12 protein-coding genes and 3 pseudogenes are annotated in these 16,153 nt (G+C 73.8%); 3 read left to right on the forward strand and 12 right to left on the reverse strand.

The window, feature by feature from the left end; translation table 11 throughout:
* Positions 1-42: 42 nt before the first annotated feature.
* Complete coding sequence (locus JIW86_RS06590) at positions 43-966, forward strand: SDR family oxidoreductase (protein ID WP_257552917.1); 924 nt, start codon at positions 43-45, stop codon at positions 964-966.
* A gap of 75 nt (positions 967-1,041) precedes the next feature.
* On the opposite strand, the gene JIW86_RS06595 is transcribed toward JIW86_RS06590, so the two are convergent.
* From JIW86_RS06595 to JIW86_RS06615, 5 genes and pseudogenes are all read right to left on the reverse strand, one after another.
* Entirely contained in the window at positions 1,042-1,797 is a 756-nt protein-coding gene (locus JIW86_RS06595; protein ID WP_257552918.1) for an enoyl-CoA hydratase/isomerase family protein, read from the reverse strand.
* A gap of 24 nt (positions 1,798-1,821) precedes the next feature.
* A complete protein-coding gene (locus tag JIW86_RS06600) occupies positions 1,822-2,604 on the reverse strand; it encodes a PIG-L deacetylase family protein (protein ID WP_257552919.1) in 783 nt (260 codons plus the stop codon).
* A gap of 53 nt (positions 2,605-2,657) precedes the next feature.
* Complete coding sequence (locus JIW86_RS06605; protein ID WP_257559238.1) at positions 2,658-3,962, reverse strand: alpha/beta hydrolase; 1,305 nt, start codon at positions 3,960-3,962, stop codon at positions 2,658-2,660.
* Between the two features lie 120 nt (positions 3,963-4,082).
* Positions 4,083-5,171: an S-(hydroxymethyl)mycothiol dehydrogenase gene (locus JIW86_RS06610; RefSeq protein ID WP_257559239.1), complete on the reverse strand. Its 1,089-nt coding sequence runs from the start codon at positions 5,169-5,171 to the stop codon at positions 4,083-4,085.
* A 324-nt stretch (positions 5,172-5,495) separates the two neighbouring features.
* Positions 5,496-6,176, reverse strand: a pseudogene (locus tag JIW86_RS06615) (LysR family transcriptional regulator); the annotation flags it as partial.
* Between the two features lie 71 nt (positions 6,177-6,247).
* Here JIW86_RS06615 and JIW86_RS06620 point away from each other — a divergent pair.
* Positions 6,248-7,185 (forward strand): annotated as a pseudogene (locus JIW86_RS06620) (dihydrodipicolinate synthase family protein).
* Between the two features lie 375 nt (positions 7,186-7,560).
* A complete protein-coding gene (locus JIW86_RS06625; protein ID WP_257552920.1) occupies positions 7,561-8,295 on the forward strand; it encodes a LysM peptidoglycan-binding domain-containing protein in 735 nt (244 codons plus the stop codon).
* Positions 8,296-8,301: 6 nt separating this feature from the next.
* On the opposite strand, the gene JIW86_RS06630 is transcribed toward JIW86_RS06625, so the two are convergent.
* From JIW86_RS06630 to JIW86_RS06660, 7 genes and pseudogenes are all read right to left on the reverse strand, one after another.
* A complete protein-coding gene (locus JIW86_RS06630; RefSeq protein WP_257552921.1) occupies positions 8,302-8,907 on the reverse strand; it encodes a response regulator transcription factor in 606 nt (201 codons plus the stop codon).
* Entirely contained in the window at positions 8,904-10,070 is a 1,167-nt protein-coding gene (locus JIW86_RS06635; RefSeq protein WP_257552922.1) for a sensor histidine kinase, read from the reverse strand. Before JIW86_RS06635 ends, JIW86_RS06630 begins: the two co-directional genes overlap by 4 nt.
* A gap of 21 nt (positions 10,071-10,091) precedes the next feature.
* Positions 10,092-10,811 carry an ABC transporter permease gene (locus JIW86_RS06640; RefSeq protein ID WP_406365379.1) on the reverse strand — a complete coding sequence of 240 codons (720 nt, stop codon included), beginning with the start codon at positions 10,809-10,811 and terminating at the stop codon, positions 10,092-10,094.
* The gene (locus JIW86_RS06645) at positions 10,808-11,755 is read right to left on the reverse strand and encodes an ABC transporter ATP-binding protein (RefSeq protein WP_257552923.1); all 948 of its coding nucleotides are present in this window, start codon (positions 11,753-11,755) and stop codon (positions 10,808-10,810) included. Before JIW86_RS06645 ends, JIW86_RS06640 begins: the two co-directional genes overlap by 4 nt.
* Positions 11,756-11,850: 95 nt before the next feature.
* Complete coding sequence (locus tag JIW86_RS06650; RefSeq protein WP_322975606.1) at positions 11,851-12,756, reverse strand: squalene/phytoene synthase family protein; 906 nt, start codon at positions 12,754-12,756, stop codon at positions 11,851-11,853.
* A gap of 78 nt (positions 12,757-12,834) precedes the next feature.
* Entirely contained in the window at positions 12,835-14,469 is a 1,635-nt protein-coding gene (locus JIW86_RS06655; RefSeq protein WP_257552925.1) for a serine/threonine-protein kinase, read from the reverse strand.
* Between the two features lie 27 nt (positions 14,470-14,496).
* Positions 14,497-16,135, reverse strand: a pseudogene (locus tag JIW86_RS06660) (peptide-N4-asparagine amidase).
* Positions 16,136-16,153: the final 18 nt, after the last annotated feature.

Raw genomic sequence — 16,153 nt, forward strand, 5'->3', positions numbered from 1 at the left:
CGGGGCATGGTGATCTCGGGGCCGGCGCGCTATCGATGCCCCATGACGGACGAGATCCCGCGCGGCCTGCCCGCGCCCCCGCCGCTCGGCGCCGCCGCCCTGCCCCCCGGTACGTACGCGGGGCAAGTGGTCCTCGTGACGGGCGGCGGCACCGGGCTGGGCAAGGCCATCGCCGCCGAGTTCGCGCGGCTCGGGGCCGATCTGGTGATCGCGAGCCGCCGGGCCGAGCATCTCGAGGCGGCGCGCAAGGAACTGGCGGCCGTCCCCGGCGCGGGCCGGGTGACGGCCGCGGTCTGCGACATACGGGACCCCGAGCGGGTCGCGGAGGTCTTCGACGCGGCCCAGGCCACGCTCGGGCTGCCGGACGTCCTGGTCAACAACGCGGCCGCCAACTTCCCCTCCCCGGCCGAGGACTTGTCGCCGAACGCCTGGCGGGCGGTGGTGGACATCACCCTGACCGGCACCTGGTTCATGACCCGGGAGTTCGGCCGCCGCCACCTCGCCGCGGGCACCCCGGGGTCGATCGTGAACATCGGCGCCTCGTACGCCTGGACGGGCGGGCCGGGCTTCGCGCACAGTGCGGCCGCCAAGGCGGGGGTGAAGAACCTGGTGGAGACCCTCGCCGTCGAGTGGGGCCCGTACGGCATCCAGGTCAACGGCCTCGTGCCGGGGCTCTTCCCGCACGCCGACATGACCGGGGACATCCGGGACGGCCTGGAGCGCGCCGCGCCCGACGCCAAGGACGGGCGGCAGCCGGCCCTGCGGGTGGGCGCGCCACGAGAGCTGGGCTGGGCCGCGACCTTCCTGGCCTCGCCGTACGCCCGGTTCGTCACGGGCCACACCCTGGTGGTCGACGGCGCGAACTGGCAGCGCCGGTCGCTGGTCAACCCCGAGGTCGTGCCGGTGCGCGAGCAGCTGGGGCGCGGGCCCTTCGGCGCGGGCAAGACACCCCCTAGCCTCCCGTGAAGTGCGGGGGGCGGCGCGCGGCCTTGGCCCCGTAGCCCTCGCGGCAGTCGTCCGAGGTGAGGGTGAGGGCGGCCGTCATCGCGACGCGGTCGAGGGCGGCGGGCAGGGCGGCGTCCGCGTAGGCGTCGACCGCGCGCTTGATGCCCTGGACCGCGAGGGGGCGTTCGCGGCGATCTCCGCCGCCAGGCCCCGGGCCGCGGAGTCCAGCTCCTCGCCGGGGACGACCAGTTGGACCAGGTTCAGCCGCTGCGCGGTCGCCGCGTCGATGCGACGTCCGGTCAGGGCCAGGTACTTGGCCCAGCCCGCGCCCGCCTCGCGGGCGATGCGGAGGTCGCCGCCCGCGTCCACCGCCACGCCCAACCGGGCCTCCGGCAGGGCGAAGACGGCGTCCTCGGCCGCCACCCGGATGTCGGCCATCAGGGCCAGTTCGAAACCGAAGCCGAGGCAGTAGCCCTGGACGGCGGCCACCACCGGCTGCGGGAGGCGGGCGAGGACCGCGAAGCGCTCGTGGACCCAGCGGATGCCCTCGTAGTAGTTGCGGGTCCGCTCGGCGGCCGATCCGCCGGTGATCGCGCCGCCGGGAGCGGTCACGTCGATGCCCGCGCAGAAGGCCCGGCCCTCGGCCCGCAGCAGTACCGCACGGACCGAGGGGTCGAAGCGGATCCGGTCCGCGAGCAGTCCCAGCTGGCGGGTGGACTCCCAGCTCCAGCCGTTGAGCTTGTCGGGGCGGCACAAGGTGAGGACCGCGAGCCCGTCCGCGGTCTCCAGCCGGATCCGCGCCTCCCCCTCCGCGATCTCCGTGGTGACGGTGTCGATCACTCCGGCCTGCACCCCCGCAACATATCTGACGAACCGTCAGCCTAGGGGTGCCCGGTCAGCGGGGAAGACCTCGAACGGCACCGCCGGGCGGCCGCCGAACCGGGCCGCCGCCTGCTGGGCGTTGCCGGTCAGGAAGGTGCGGACGTACTCCGCCGGGTCCTGGTCCGTGAGCACCTCGATGTACGACTTGTGCTCGAGCAGGGACGTGATCGACCGCAACAGGCCCGGACCGGCGTCGGCCGCGTGCGTGGGCGTGCTGGAGCCGGACACGGCGACCCAGCGCACTCCGTTCCACGGCTCCAGGCCCTGCTCGGTGAGGAGTTCGGGGAAGATCCACCGGTTTCCGGCGTCACCGGCCGCGTCCAGGGTGGCCCGGCCGACGGCCTTGTGGTCGGGGGTGTTCCAGTAGCCGCCACCTTGCGCACCGCCCCACGTGTCACGGTGGTTGAGCGTGATCACCAGCTCCGGGCGGTGCCGGCGGATGGCCGCCGCGATGTCCCGGCGCAGGTCGAGGCCGTACTCGACCACGCCGTCGCGGTAGTCGAGGAACTCCACCTCGGACACGCCGACGACGGCCGCGCTCGCCCGCTGCTCCGCCTCGCGCAGCGGTGCGCAGTCGGCGGGGGCGATGGTGTCGATACCCGCTTCACCTCGGGTGGCGAGCAGGTAGACGACCTCGCGGCCCCCGTCGGTCCAGTCCGCGATGGCCGCCGCGCAGCCGTACTCCAGGTCGTCCGGGTGGGCGACGACGGCGAGGGCGCGCTGCCAGTCGGTGGGCATGGGCTGCAAGGGGGCGGGCTGATCAGGCTGTTCGGTCATGGGTCGCACCATAAACGAACGGACCGACAACGACGGGTCCCGGCACGGCCCGGTCAGGCCTCGCCGCGCACCAGGGCCAACAGCCGGTCCAGGACGCGCGGGCCGCCCGCGCGGACGCCGTCGTGCTCGAACTCGTCCGTCACCCAGGTCCGCAGGCCCCGTACGGCGCGGGCGGTCTCCAGGGAGTGAGCGGTGTCCACGTACATGTCGTCGTGGTAGACGGCGGCGGCCACCGGCACCTCGTTGGCCGCGAGCCGGGCCGGGTCGTAGAGGGGTTCCCAGCCGGTACGGGCGGCCAGCAGTTCGGCGGTCTCGCGCAGCGGGGCGAGGGAGGGGTCCACGGTGAAGTGCCAGGGGTGGATGGTCTCGCCGGTGAAGAGGAGGGGCTCGTCGCCCGCGAGGGTCTTGGCGGCGTCGAAGCGGGGGTGGCCGGCTCCCACCCGGTCGGCGGCCCAGGCGGTGGGCACGGCCGGGTCCTGGGCGTAGATCGCCTCGTGGACCAGCGCGTAGAGGGGGTGTCCGGCGAAGGAGAGCAGCGCGTGGGCGCCCTCCAGGAAGGCGTCGGAGAGCGCCGGGCCGGCGGGGGTGCGGACGAAGGCGTCCTCCAGCAGGTAGTGCAGCTGGTGGCTGCCGTCTCCGGAGCCGAGAAGCAGGCCGAGGGACCGGAAGGCCTCGACGGTGAGGCGGTAGCCGCCGGGGAGTTCGGCCGGGCGCTCGGCGAGGTGGGCCGCGATCCGGCGGGCCCGCTCCACGTCCATCGGGTACCGCGCGTAGTGGGCCAGGTTCTTGCGCTCGATGCGGGGGTACGCGGCCTCGTACACCTCGTCGGCGGTGGCGGTCAGGGACGGGAGTCCGCCGGTGATCAGGGCGGCGCTGAGGCCCTCGGGGGCGGTGGAGAGGTAGTGGGTCGCGCAGAATCCGCCGAAGCTCTGGCCGAGCACGGTCCACGGGGCGCCGCCGGTCAGGGCGGGGCGGATGGCCTCGGCGTCGCGCACGATGGAGTCGGAGCGGAAATGGGCGAGGTACTCGGCCTGCTGCGCGGGGGCGCCGCGCAGTGGCAGGGTCTGCCGGTTGACCGGGGTGGAGCGTCCGGTTCCGCGCTGGTCGAGCAGGAGGACGCGGTAGTCGGCCAGGGCCCGCTCCAGCCACGCCTGCCGGCCGATGAACCGCCGGGCCCCGAAGCCGGGTCCGCCCTCCAGGTAGAGCAGCCACGGCAGGGTCTGCGGATCCTTGCCGGAGGCGACGACCTCGCGGGCGTACAGCTCGATGTGCTCGCCGTCCGGGCGCGCGTGGTCCAGCGGGACGGTGAACCGGTGGTCGGTGAGGACCGTTCCGGGCTGGCGGTAGCTGTGCTCGATGGTCACGGACGGCCCCTGGGGTACGAGGTACGGAAGACCCGTGCCCCGGCCGGGTCGCGGCAGGGGCACGGGTGTGGCGTTCCGGTGAGTCTAGTACGGGTCCCAGCACGGGCCCGGGGCTTACGGGAACTCGACCACCGAGCGGAGCACCTCGCCGCGCTCCATCCGGGCGAAGGCGGCTTCGACCCCGTCGAGCGGGATGGTCTCGGAGACGAAGGCGTCCAGGTCGAGCCGGCCCTGCAGGTAGAGGTCGACGAGCATCGGGAAGTCGCGCTCGGGCAGGCAGTCCCCGTACCAGGAGGACTTCAGCGCCCCGCCGCGGCCGAAGACGTCCAGCAGCGGGAGTTCGAGCTTCATCTCGGGGGTCGGCACGCCGACCAGGACCACGGTCCCGGCCAGGTCGCGGGCGTAGAAGGCCTGCCGGTAGGTCTCGGGGCGGCCGACCGCCTCGATCACCACGTCGGCGCCGTTCCCGTCGGTCAGGCCCTGGATTGCCTGGACCACGTCTTCCTTACGGCCGTTGACGGTGTGCGTGGCGCCCAGGCCGCGCGCCCACTCCAGCTTCCGGTCGTCGAGGTCCACCGCGATGATCTTCGAGGCGCCCGCCAGCCGGGCCCCGGCCACGGCCGCGTTGCCCACTCCCCCGCAGCCGATGACGGCCACCGAGTCGCCCCGCCCGACGTTGCCGGTGTTCAGGGCGGCGCCGAGGCCGGCCATCACCCCGCAGCCGAGGAGTCCGGCGGCCGCCGGTGCGGCGGCCGGGTCCACCTTGGTGCACTGGCCGGCCGCGACCAGGGTCTTCTCGGCGAAGGCCCCGATCCCGAGCGCCGGGGAGAGCGGGGTGCCGTCCTCCAGGGTCATGGGCTGGGTCGCGTTGTGCGTGGCGAAGCAGTACCAGGGGCGTCCGCGCTTGCAAGCCCGGCAGGTCCCGCACACCGCACGCCAGTTGAGGACGACGAAGTCGCCGGGGGCCACGGAGGTGACGTCCGGTCCGACCGATTCCACGATCCCGGCGGCCTCGTGGCCGAGCAGGAAGGGGAACTCGTCGTTGATGCCGCCCTCGCGGTAGTGCAGGTCGGTGTGGCAGACCCCGCAGGCCTGGACCCGGACGAGCGCCTCGCCGGGTCCGGGGTCGGGCACGAGGATCGTCGTCGTCTCCACCGGTGCGCCCTTGCTCCGGGCGATGACCCCTCGTACGCGATGCGTCACGTCGTAACCCCGTTCTGCTCTCATTGGTTCCCGCTCAGAACGTACACGGGCGCCGCGCGGTACGGGAGTTGCCTCACTCCGGGGCGCCATATCCGGCCAGCTCAGGGGGTACGGACGCGCGCAGGGCGGCGCCGAACGCGGCCACCGCCGGGTGGGCGCCGGCTCCGCTGCGGAAGGCGAGATTGGTACGGCGCTGCATGCGCAGGCGGGTGAGGCGGACGGCCGGGCCGGCGGGGCCGGTGACCCCGAGCTGCGGTACGACGGCCACCCCTGCCCGGCCGCGACCAGGGCGAGCACGGTGGCGAACTCGTCGACCTGGTGGCGCACCCGCGGGCTGAACCCGGCGGCCTGGCAGGCCCGTACGGTCATGGCGTGGCAGAGGGTGCCGGGGGTTGCGGTGATCCAGGGGTCCTCCGCGTGCGCGCGCAGGACGGCGTTCTGGTCGTCCCCCGGGGGTGGTTCGGGGAACCCCGCCGCGGGCGCGGCCAGGTACATCGCCTCCCCGTACAGCGGCTCGGTGGCCAGCCCGGGCTCCTGGGCGGCGGGCACGAAGTCGTAGGCGTGGATCAGGGCCACGTCGAGGTCGCCCGAGCGCAGGGCGTGCGCGACCGCCGCCGGGTCGGTTTCGCGGACCATCGGCTCGAGTCCCGGGTGGCGCCGGGCGAGGGCGGTCAGGGCGGCCGGGACGATGGCCCGGGTGGCGGTGGGGAAGGCCCCGATGCGCAGGGCTCCGGCCAGGCCTCCGCGTGCCTCGGCGAGATCGGACTCGGCTTGTTCCAGCCGTTCGAGAACGGCCTCGGCATGTCCCACCAGGTGCTGCCCGGCCGGGGTGAGGCGCACCCGGCGTCCGGTGCGTTCCAGCAGGGGCAGCCCGGCTTCGCGTTCGAGGACGGCGAGTTGCTGGGATACCGCCGAAGGACTGAAGGCGAGGGCTTCGGCGACGGCGGCGATGGTCCCGCGGCGGGCCAGTTCGCGCAGCAGTCGCAGGCGTCGTACGTCGAGCATCGGCTCAGCTTACGGGTCTGGTAAGAAATGCGAACTGGATCTGTCGGGTCTGCCGGGCCAGGCTCTACGGCATGGCACAGGACACCACTCAGAACCCGGCTCGGGCCCTCTCGCCCGCCGCCGCCTCCCTCCACGGGATCCACGTACCGCTCGTCACCCCCTTCGACCGGGCCGGGGAGGTGGCCGCCGAGGCCCTCGAGGGGCTCGCCCACGAGGTGCTCGACGCGGGCGCCACCGGGATCGTCGCCCTCGGCACGACAGCGGAGAGCGCGGCCCTCGACGAGGCGGAGCGCGACCTCGTCACCGACGTGTGCGCCCGGGTCTGCCGGGAGCGGGGCGCGACGCTGACCGTCGGCGCCGGGGCGAGCGGGACCCGGGCCGCCGAGGCCTCGCTGGCCCGGCTGACCCGGTGGCCGCAGGCGCGGGCGGCGCTGGTGACCGTCCCGTCGTTCGTACGGCCCGCGGCGGCGGGGTGCTGGCACACTTCGCGCACCTGGCCGAGGTGAGCCCCGTACCGCTGATCGTTTATCACATCCCGTACCGCACGGGGCAGCCGCTCGACGCATCCGCACTGCGGGCGATCGGGGCCATCCCGGGGGTGGCCGGGGTGAAGTACGCGGGCGGGGGCATCGGCGAGGACACGGTCTCGCTGCTCGGTGACCTGCCGGACGGGTTCGAGGTGCTGGCCGGGGACGACGCGTACCTCTCCCCGATGCTGGCGCTGGGCGCGGCGGGCGGGATCCTCGCTTCGGCGCATCTGGCGACGGCCCGGTTCGCGGAGCTGGCCGCGGCCTGGCGGTCGGGGGACGTGGCGCGGGCGCGCACGCTGGGGCACGCGCTGGCCCGGCTGTCCGCGGCGGCCTTCGCCGAGCCCAACCCGACGGTCGTCAAGGGCGCGCTCCACGCGCTGGGGCGGATCCCGACGCCTGACGTGCGGCTCCCCCTGCTGCCGGCCTCGGAAGCGGCGGTGGCGGTCGCGCTGGAGCGCCTGGCGGAGCTCCAGAGCTGAGAATTACGCGCCGGGAAACATCCGCGATGGGCGATTTACCCCCTACGCGCGAGTCGCCCGAATGAGGCCCCCGGAGAGCCGAGTTGCCCGTATTGGCCGCAGAGCCGCCGGCCCGTGATGTGAGTCACGCCGGATGCGCCAACATCATTTCCCCCGGGAGGCCGATCCCCTTTTCCCGGAAAGGGAATCGGCTATTGCACAGAGACGCCGACAAGGTCATTTACCGGACGTATAGCGGGAAGTCGATCTACCGGTGGAATTGGGCTCTTGTTCCCGCCCGGCGGGCTCGCTTACGGTCACCTCGTTCCTGGTGGTACGCAGCCGAATCCGGCCCGCCTCCCGGGATCTCCGTCCCCCCACGTGAGGAATTCCGCCATGCCCGCAAAGGGAAAGCACCGCCGGCCGAAGCACCACCCGATCACCCGCAAGCTGGCACTCGTCGGCACCGGTGGCGCGGCCCTCACACTCCCGCTGATCAGCGCGACCACCGCCGGGGCGGTGGCGACGACCACCGCCCCCGCAGCTCACACCGCCGCCCCCGCGGCCCCCACCGCCACTCCCACGACCTATTCCGTGGTCGCCGGCGACACCCTTTCCGAGATCGCCGCGGACCATTCCGTGAGCGGCGGCTGGAAGAAGCTCTACGCGGCGAACCGGAGCGTCATCGGCGACAACCCGGCGATCATCCGGCCCGGTATCAAGCTGAACCTCGGCACCCAGGACGAGACCGCCCGCGCGAGCAGGTCCGCCGCCCGGCCCGCCCTCGCGCCGGCCGCCAAGCCCGCCTACGCGAACAATCTCGACGGATGGATCCGCGAGTCCCTCGACGTGATGGCCAAGCACGGAATTCCCGGAACCTACAACGGAATTCACCGCAACGTGATGCGGGAGTCCTCGGGCAACCCCCTCGCCATCAACAACTGGGACATCAACGCCCAGAACGGGATCCCGTCCAAGGGCCTGCTCCAGGTCATCGACCCGACGTTCCAGGCCTATCACGTGCCCGGCACCTCGCAGGACTCCTACGACCCGGTCGCGAACATCACGGCAGCCTGCAACTACGCGGCAGCCCGCTACGGTTCGATCGACAACGTCAACGGGGCGTACTAGAAACGCTCAGAGCCAGCCCTGGCGGCGGGCGGCCCGAACGGCCTCCATGCGGTTGCGGGTGCCGGTCTTGCCGATGGCCGAGGACAGGTAGTTCCTCACCGTCGACTCCGACAGGTACAGCTTCGCGGCGATGTCGGCGACGGTCGCCCCGTCCACCGCGGCGTTCAGGACGTCCACCTCGCGCCGGGTCAGCGGATTCGGTCCGGCGCCGAGCGCGGCGGCCGCGAGCGAGGGGTCGATCACGGTCTCCCCGGCGAGCACCCGGCGTATCGCGGCGGCCAGTTCCTCCACCGGCCCGTCCTTCACCAGGAACCCGGCGGCTCCGGCCTCCATCGCCCGCCGCAGGTAGCCGGGGCGCCCGAAGGTGGTCAGGATCAGCACGCGGCAGCCGGGGCACCGCGTGCGCAGCTCGGCGGCGGCGTCGAGGCCGCTGCGGCCCGGGAGTTCGATGTCGAGCAGGGCCACGTCGGGCCGGGCCTCCAGCGCGGCGGGCACGATCTCGTCCCCGGCGGCGACCTGCGCCACGACCTCGATGTCCTCCTCGAGCCCGAGCAGCAGGGCCAGCGCGCCCCGCATCATGCCCTGGTCCTCCGCCAGCAGGACCCTGATCATGCGCGCTCCTCAATCCCTTGTCCGGCCGGCTCCAGCGGCAGTTCCGCGGTGACCCGGAAGCCGCGGCCCGGGACGGGGCCGCTGCGCAGGGTGCCGCCCGCCACGGCGAGGCGCTCGGTGAGCCCGGTCAGTCCGCTGCCCGGCGCGGTCGAGCCTACGCCGCCCCCGTCGTCCGTGATCACCAGCCGGACCTTCTCGGCGGAGCTCCGCAGCTCGATCTCGCACGTGTCGGCGCCACTGTGCCGGACGGCGTTGGTCACGGCCTCGCGGACCACCCAGCCCAGCAGCGCCGCCGCCTGCGGGGGCAGCGGGGGCCCGGCCTGCCGTACGACGGGCTCGATCCCGGCGGCGGTCAGCGCACCCCGGGCCCGGTCGAGCTCGGCGGCCAGGCTCGCCTCGCGGTACCCGGTGACGGCCTCACGGATCTCGGTGAGCGCCTGGCGGCCGACGGACTCGATGTCGCGGACCTGCTCCAGGGCCGCGTCCATGTCGCGCGGAGCGATCCGGCGGGCCGCCTCCGACTTCACGACGATCACCGACAGGGTGTGGCCGAGCAGGTCGTGCAGATCACGGGAGAACCGCAGCCGCTCCTGGTCCACGGCGGCCCGCGCCAGCTCCTGCCGAGTGTCGCGAAGTTCCTTCACCGTCTCGGACAGGGCCAGGATGGCCGCGGTGACCATGCCGGACAGGAAGGTCCCGTAGACGATGCCGAGTGCGTCCCAGCCCTGCTGCAGCCCCGCGATCACTCCGGCGAGGGCCGTGACGCCGAACATCACCGGGCCGAGCCGCCGGCCCCGGACCACCGCGCCGGTGGCGAGGCCCAGCAGCGGGAAGAACAGCAGCCAGTTGTCTCCGTAGGCGATGGCGAGGGCGCAGGTGACCGCGCCCAGCGCGATCAGGCACCAGCGGGTGCTCCGCGCCTCCCGCGCCGGCTTGTGGAAGGCGCGGAACACCAGGGTGATGTAGAGGGAGTTGAAGACCAGCAGGCCCAGGCCGCCGATCCAGGGGTTGGGTGTCTCGCCGTGGACGACGTTGGACATCGCTCCCATCCCCAGGAGCAGCCAGGGCAGCAGGGTGAAGGCACTGGGCGGGCCCACCGGGCCGTGCCCGCGGCCTTGACCGCAGCCTTGACCTTGGCCTTGACCTTGACCTTGATCTTGCATCCCCGTTCCCCGCTTCATGAGTTACGCCGTCCTCGCGGACCGACGGTACGAGAGCACCGCGTACGAGCCGAACACCAGGGCCCACACCGCGACCACCGCCACCGCGACGGGGCCGGGGGCCGCGCCGGTGGCGACGGACTGGCCGATCTCGGCGAAGCGGCGGGTCGGGGTGAGTCCGGAGAGGGAGCGCAGCCACTGCGGGAACAGCTCGACGGGGAACCAGAGGCCCCCGGCCACGGAGAGCGCGAGGCTGCAGCCCACGTTGACGAGCCCGGTGGTCTGGGCGGTGAGCCGGTAGCCGTTGCCCAGGCCGAGCAGGGTGAAGGGGAACGCGCCGAGCCAGAGCACGAGGATGAGTGCGCCCCACTGCCAGGCCTCCATCCGGACGCCGTTGACGACCGCTCCCGCGGCGAGCACCGCGGCGATGGCCGGCAGCACGATCACCGAGCCGGTCAGCGCCCGCCCGGCCACCACCTGACGCGGGGTCATCGGGGTGACCCGCAACTGGCGGAGCCAGCCGACGCCCTTGTCCTCGGCGACGCCGGTCCCCGTCGACAGGGCCGCACCCAAGGCCCCGTAGGCGGCCATGGCCACCATGGAGGCGGTCCTCCACTCGGTCCCGCTGCTGCCCAGGTTGGTGAACATCAGGTACATGAGCACCGGCATGCCGATGCCGAAGACGACGAAGGCGGTGTCGCGCAGGGTGCGGCGGACTTCCAGGCGGACGTAGGCGGTGATCATCGGGCACTCCCCGCAGCAATGGTGGGGCCGGTGACGCCGGCCTCGGTCAGGGCGAGGAAGGCCTCGTCGAGCGAGGGCGCGGTGACCTCGATCCCCCGGACGGCGCCGAGGCCGGCAAGGGCGACGACGGTGGCGTCCGGATCCTGAGTACGCAGCCGGGCCCGGTCTCCCCGTACCTCTACGGAGACCACCCCGGGCAGCGCGCCGAGGGGCGCGGAGGAGTGCCCGGCCAGGTCGAAGGAGACCAGTGACCCGCCCGCGGCGCGGCGCAGTTGCTCACCCGTGCCGTCGGCGACGATCCGGCCGCGGTCCACGACCACGATCCGGTCGGCGTGGGCGTCGGCCTCCTCCAGGTAGTGCGTGGAGAACAGGACGGTGTTGCCGCGCCGGGCATAGCCGCGCATGGACGCCCAGAAGGCCCGGCGGGCTTCCACGTCGAGGGCGGCGGTCGGCTCGTCCAGCACGATCAGCTCCGGGTTGCCGGCGAGGGCGACGGCGAAGCGGACCCTCTGGGCCTGGCCTCCGGAGAGCCGGTCGATGCGCCGGCCGGCGAGGGCGGTGAGACCGGCGAGTTCCAGCGCCTCGGCGACGGGCATCGGGGCCGGATAGGTCCGGGTGACGAAGGCTATGAGCTCCCGCACGGTGATCCGCGGGACGGCCCTCCCCTCCTGGAGCATCGCGCCCACCCGCCCGGCCCGAACGGCCTGCCCGGGGGTTTCGCCGAAGAGGCGCACGCTGCCCGCGTCGGGCTCGTTCAGGCCGAGCAGCAGGCTGATGGCGGTGGACTTGCCGGCGCCGTTGCGGCCCAGCAGGGCCACCGTCTCCCCGCGCCGGATGTCGAGGTCGATGCCCGCGACGGCGTGGACGGGTCCGAAGGATTTGGCGGCGTGCCGGAACCGGATCGCGGGCCGCTCGCCCGGCGAAGTCTTCGTCGTCTGGGTCATGTCCACCACGCTAGGGAGCGGGGCCGCTCCCCCGGCAGATGCGCGTGTACGGACACCGGCAGTACAAATGTCACCGCTCCCGCGGGGCTACGGGGCTACGGGGTGCGGGAGCGCACCCCGGCCCGGGCCCTCAGCAGGGTGCGCAGGGGGGCCACCAGGCCATAGCCGGTGTCCCGGCGCAGGGCCGTGATGCCCGCGCGCTCCACGGCGGTCAGCTGTTGGGCCATCAGCTCCTTCATCGTCGCGGTCACGGGACGCAGCCCGGGATCGGCGAGGTCGAGGATGCCGTCGGTGGCCTCGAGGGCGGCCCGGGCACGGCCGGTCTCGGCGGCGAGGAGCGCCCGCACGGCGGGGGTGTCGCGGGCCTGTTCGAGGTCGGCGCGGGTCACGGAGTGCTCGTCGAGGCGGGCGCGCGGGATGCAGAGACGGCCGTCCGCCAGGTCCCCGGCGAGGTCCGCGAGGAAGTCGACCCGCTGGGCGGCGTCGACGAACCGCCGCCAGGCCGCGGCCTGTTCGGGGTCCGGCCCGCCCTGGTACTGGAGGCCGGTGAAGACCAGCACCCCCGGCCAGGCGTAGGCGTCGAGGTAGGCCTGGAACTCCGCCTCGTCGGCGAAGCCGTCGAAACCGGCCTCCGCGGTGGCGGCGCCTTCGAGGAACCGGGAGACCCAGTGCGCGGGCAGGGCGCGGGAGTCCACGGCGTGCGCGTAGGCGCGCAGCAGGGGTCGGGGCTGTCCCCGGTCTTCAGGGCGGCTTCGACCCGCTCGGTCAACGCGGCCAGGTTGGCGGCCCGTTGCGCCGGAGTGCCGGTCTCGGCCACGTCGTCGACCAGGTTCATGAAGGCGAGGCCGGCGGCGAGCCAGGGCACCAGGGGCGGCGCGGCGAGCAGGCGCAGCGCGAGGTACGGGGCGGGTTCGCGGCGGAGTACCCGGCGGGCGGCGTGGGTGTAGTCCTCCCGCAGCCGGGTGCCGGATATCCCGGCGGCCGTGAGTGTGGTGCGCCAGCTCGGCATGGTGGTCGTGCTCCTCGGAACGGGTACGAAGGTCAGGATCGCAGACGCCGGGCGGCGGGCAGCGGCCGCCTCAGGAGCGGTAGACCTTCCTGACCTTGCCGTCGGTGCCGGCCAGCACGTAGCCGCCCTGCCCGTACTCGTCGCTGAGGTAGGGCCGCATGGACGGGCTCTGGTCCAGCATCCAGGGCTCGACGATCACGTAGCGGGTGGTCGGGTTCGCCACGCCCAGGTCCTTCTTGGCCTGCTCCAGGAGGGCGGGCAGGGTGTCCCATTCGACCGTGGCCATGTCGATGAGCGGGGCGCGGTCCTTGACGGTGCCGGCGGGGCCGGTGCGGGTGACCCCGCCGTCGCGGTACTGCCAGGAGTCGACGGTCTTGGCTCCGGGGGCGGTGGGGACGGATGCTATGACGTAGTCGTCGTAGATCCGCAGGTTCACGAAGCTGGTGGTGCCGGTCTGCTGCTTCAGGGCCGCCAGCGCGGTCCGGATGCTGGCGGGGGTGAGCAGGCTGCCCTGGGGGGCCTCGCCCTTGCTCGTGCTCGCCTTGGGGCCGGGGGTCGAGGGGGCCGGGGAAGTTGCGGGGCCGGCGCTGCCGGTGGGGCCGCTGCTGATGCCACCCTTCGCGTCGCCGCCGGAGGCGGAGCCGTCCGGGAGCCACTTGACGATCCCGACCGTCCCGGCCACGAGGACCGCCGCGAGGGCGGCGCCGAGCAGGACCGGGCGCCTGCGCGGGGTCGCGTCCGCCGGGAGGGGCGCGGTGACCGCGTACGGGTGGGGCACCGGGCCGAACGGCGGCGGTGTGGGCGGCCCGTACTGCCCCACGACCGGCGGGGCCGCCTGGCCCGCCGGAGCCGTGGCGAGAGCGGTGCTCGCGTCCCGGAGCAGTTGTTCCAGCTGCTCCGCGTCGGGCCGCGCGGCCGGATCCCGTACGAGCAGCCGTTCGAGTACGGGCGCCAGCGGGCCGGAGCGTACGGGCGCCGGGATCGGTTCGTCGAGCACGGCCACCACGGTGGCCAGGCTGGTGGCCCGGCGCAGCGGGTGGACGCCCTCCGCGGCCACGTACAGCAGCATGCCGAGCGACCACAGGTCGGAGGCGGCCAGCCCCTCCTCCCCGCGGACGCGCTCGGGTGCGATGTACTCCGGCGAGCCGATCAGCACACCGGTGGAGGTGAGTCCGGTCGAGCCGTGCAGGGCCGCGATGCCGAAGTCGGTGAGCACCGCCGATCCGTCGGGGCGCAGCAGCACGTTGGCCGGTTTCACATCCCGGTGCAGGACCCCTTCGGCGTGTGCGGCGCGCAGTGCGGACAGGAGGTCGAGGCCGAGCCGGAGCACGTCAGCCGTCGGCAGTGGGCCGGACGCCAGCCGGTCGTGCAGGGAACCGCCCTTGACCAGTTCCATCACGATCCACGGATGACCGTCCGTGCCGACGGCGGGCTCGACGATGTGGTGGATCGTGACCACGTGCGGGTGGGCGAGGCGAGCGAGGGCCCGGGCCTCGCGGACGGCCCGTTCGCGCAGCTGGGCGGCGAGACCGGGCTGGGCGGCGGCGGTCGCCGGGTCCGGCGGGCGCACCTCCTTGAGTGCGACCTCGCGGTGCAGTGCGATGTCGCGGGCGCGCCACACCGTTCCCATGCCGCCGCTGCCCAGGGGCGCGACCAGCTCGAAGCGCCCGTCGATCGGCTGTCTGCCAGCCTCACTCGTGTCCATGGCCGGTCATCGTAAGGGTCGCGGACGTCAGCAGCGTCGGCGGTCCGCCGTGAGGATGCCCTGCACGGTGGTGACCGTACGGTCGTAGCACCCGCCGGGGGCCTGGGACCCGTACAGGCGGGAGCGGGCGGAGGTGGTGGCGACCGCGTGCCGCTGGTCGCGCGGGACGTTCGCGGTGTAGGTGGCGTCGCCCGTGTAGCGGTCGTCGAGCCGGGAGATGTCGGTCTTCCGGCCGCCGCGCAGGGTGGCGGTGTCCGCGCGGTCGCCGAGCGAGAGGACGGTGCGCAGCCGGTCACCGGCGCCGAGGGTGGTCTCGCCGTCCATCGTGTAGGTGCGGTGGGTGCGGGTGCCGGTGGCCCCCGGGTCACGGTCTCCTCGTCGGTCCAGGTGGCGGTGAGCGCGTCGCGGTTCTCGCCGTCGGTCCAGCGGTGGACGGAGGTGCCCCGCACGGCGCGGGTGACGGTGGTGGTGACCCGCCCGTGGGAGGTGTCGAGGTGTCCGGCGACGGTCAGCCGGTGACCGCCCTCGGTGTCGAGGCGGTGTTCGCCGCCGGGTGCGGCGGGGGTCCAGCGGGAGGAGTTGGCCGGGGCGCTCTGCTCGTTCCGGGTCAGGGCGCCGGTGACGACCTCCCGGGCCTCGTCCTGCCACAGCAGCAGGTTGGTGGGGGTGCTCCAGCCGCTCTGCCCGGCCGGCACCCCGGCCACGGACACCTCGATCCGGTGCGGGCGGCCGTCGTTGAGGAGCGCGGCGTAGGGGGTCAGGTCGTAGCGGATCGGCTGGACGTCGAAGGCGCGGAGGCCGGGGGTGACGTACCAGAGGAAGGGGTTGGACCAGCCGCCGGTCCAGACGGTGGGGAAGGGCGCGGCGATGCCGGCGAGCTGTCCGTCCACGGAGACGCGGACCTCGCGGTAGGGGCCGTCGGCGGCCTTGCAGGAGTACGGGGCCGCGTCCGGGGTGGTCATGTACCAGTACTCCTCGCAGCCGCCGCCCGAGCCGGTGGCGTACACCTCGGCGACGAGGCGCTCCGTGTTGCGCGGGGTGGTGACGGCCGGGGTGGTGAGGGGGAGGACGCGGTCGGGGGTCTCGGCGGGGCCGGTGCGGCCTTCGGCGGCGTAGAAGGTGAGGGTGACCTTGACGTCGATGACGCCGGTGTAGGTGTCGTTGACGACGTTGCCGATCAGCATCTCGACGGGCTGCGGGCGGGCGAGGGTGTCGCGGTAGCGCGTGACGTCCTTCTCGACGGACCAGGTGATGCCGTCGGGCGAGGGCTGGGGGTGGAGGTCCGCAGGATCTCGACGCCGCCGAGGGAGAGGTGGCCGAGGCGGTCGTACTGGCGGCCCTTGACTTTGCCGTCGAGGCGGAGCACCACCGCGGCCCAGTGGTCGGCGCCGCAGCCCTGGGGCGGGGCGTAGTTGCCCCGGTAGGGGGTGAAGTCGCGGAACTGCGCCTCCGCGAGGGTGACTTCGCAGGACCGGGTCCCGGGCCGGGCCACGGGTGGGCCGGCGGTGAGGGGGTCGTGCCAGTCGGTGCCGAACTCGGCGGGCGGTGTTCCGCCTCCGGGCGCGGGCACGGGGGCGGCGGCGTTCGCGGGTCCCGCGGTGCCGGCCAGGGTGGCCGCGGCGAGGGTCAGCGCGCCGAGCAGGCCCATGATCCTGTGTCGTCTCATGGGCCAGCAGTGAAACCG

The sequence above is a fragment of the Streptomyces sp. NBC_00162 genome (assembly GCF_024611995.1).
Lineage (GTDB): Bacteria > Actinomycetota > Actinomycetes > Streptomycetales > Streptomycetaceae > Streptomyces.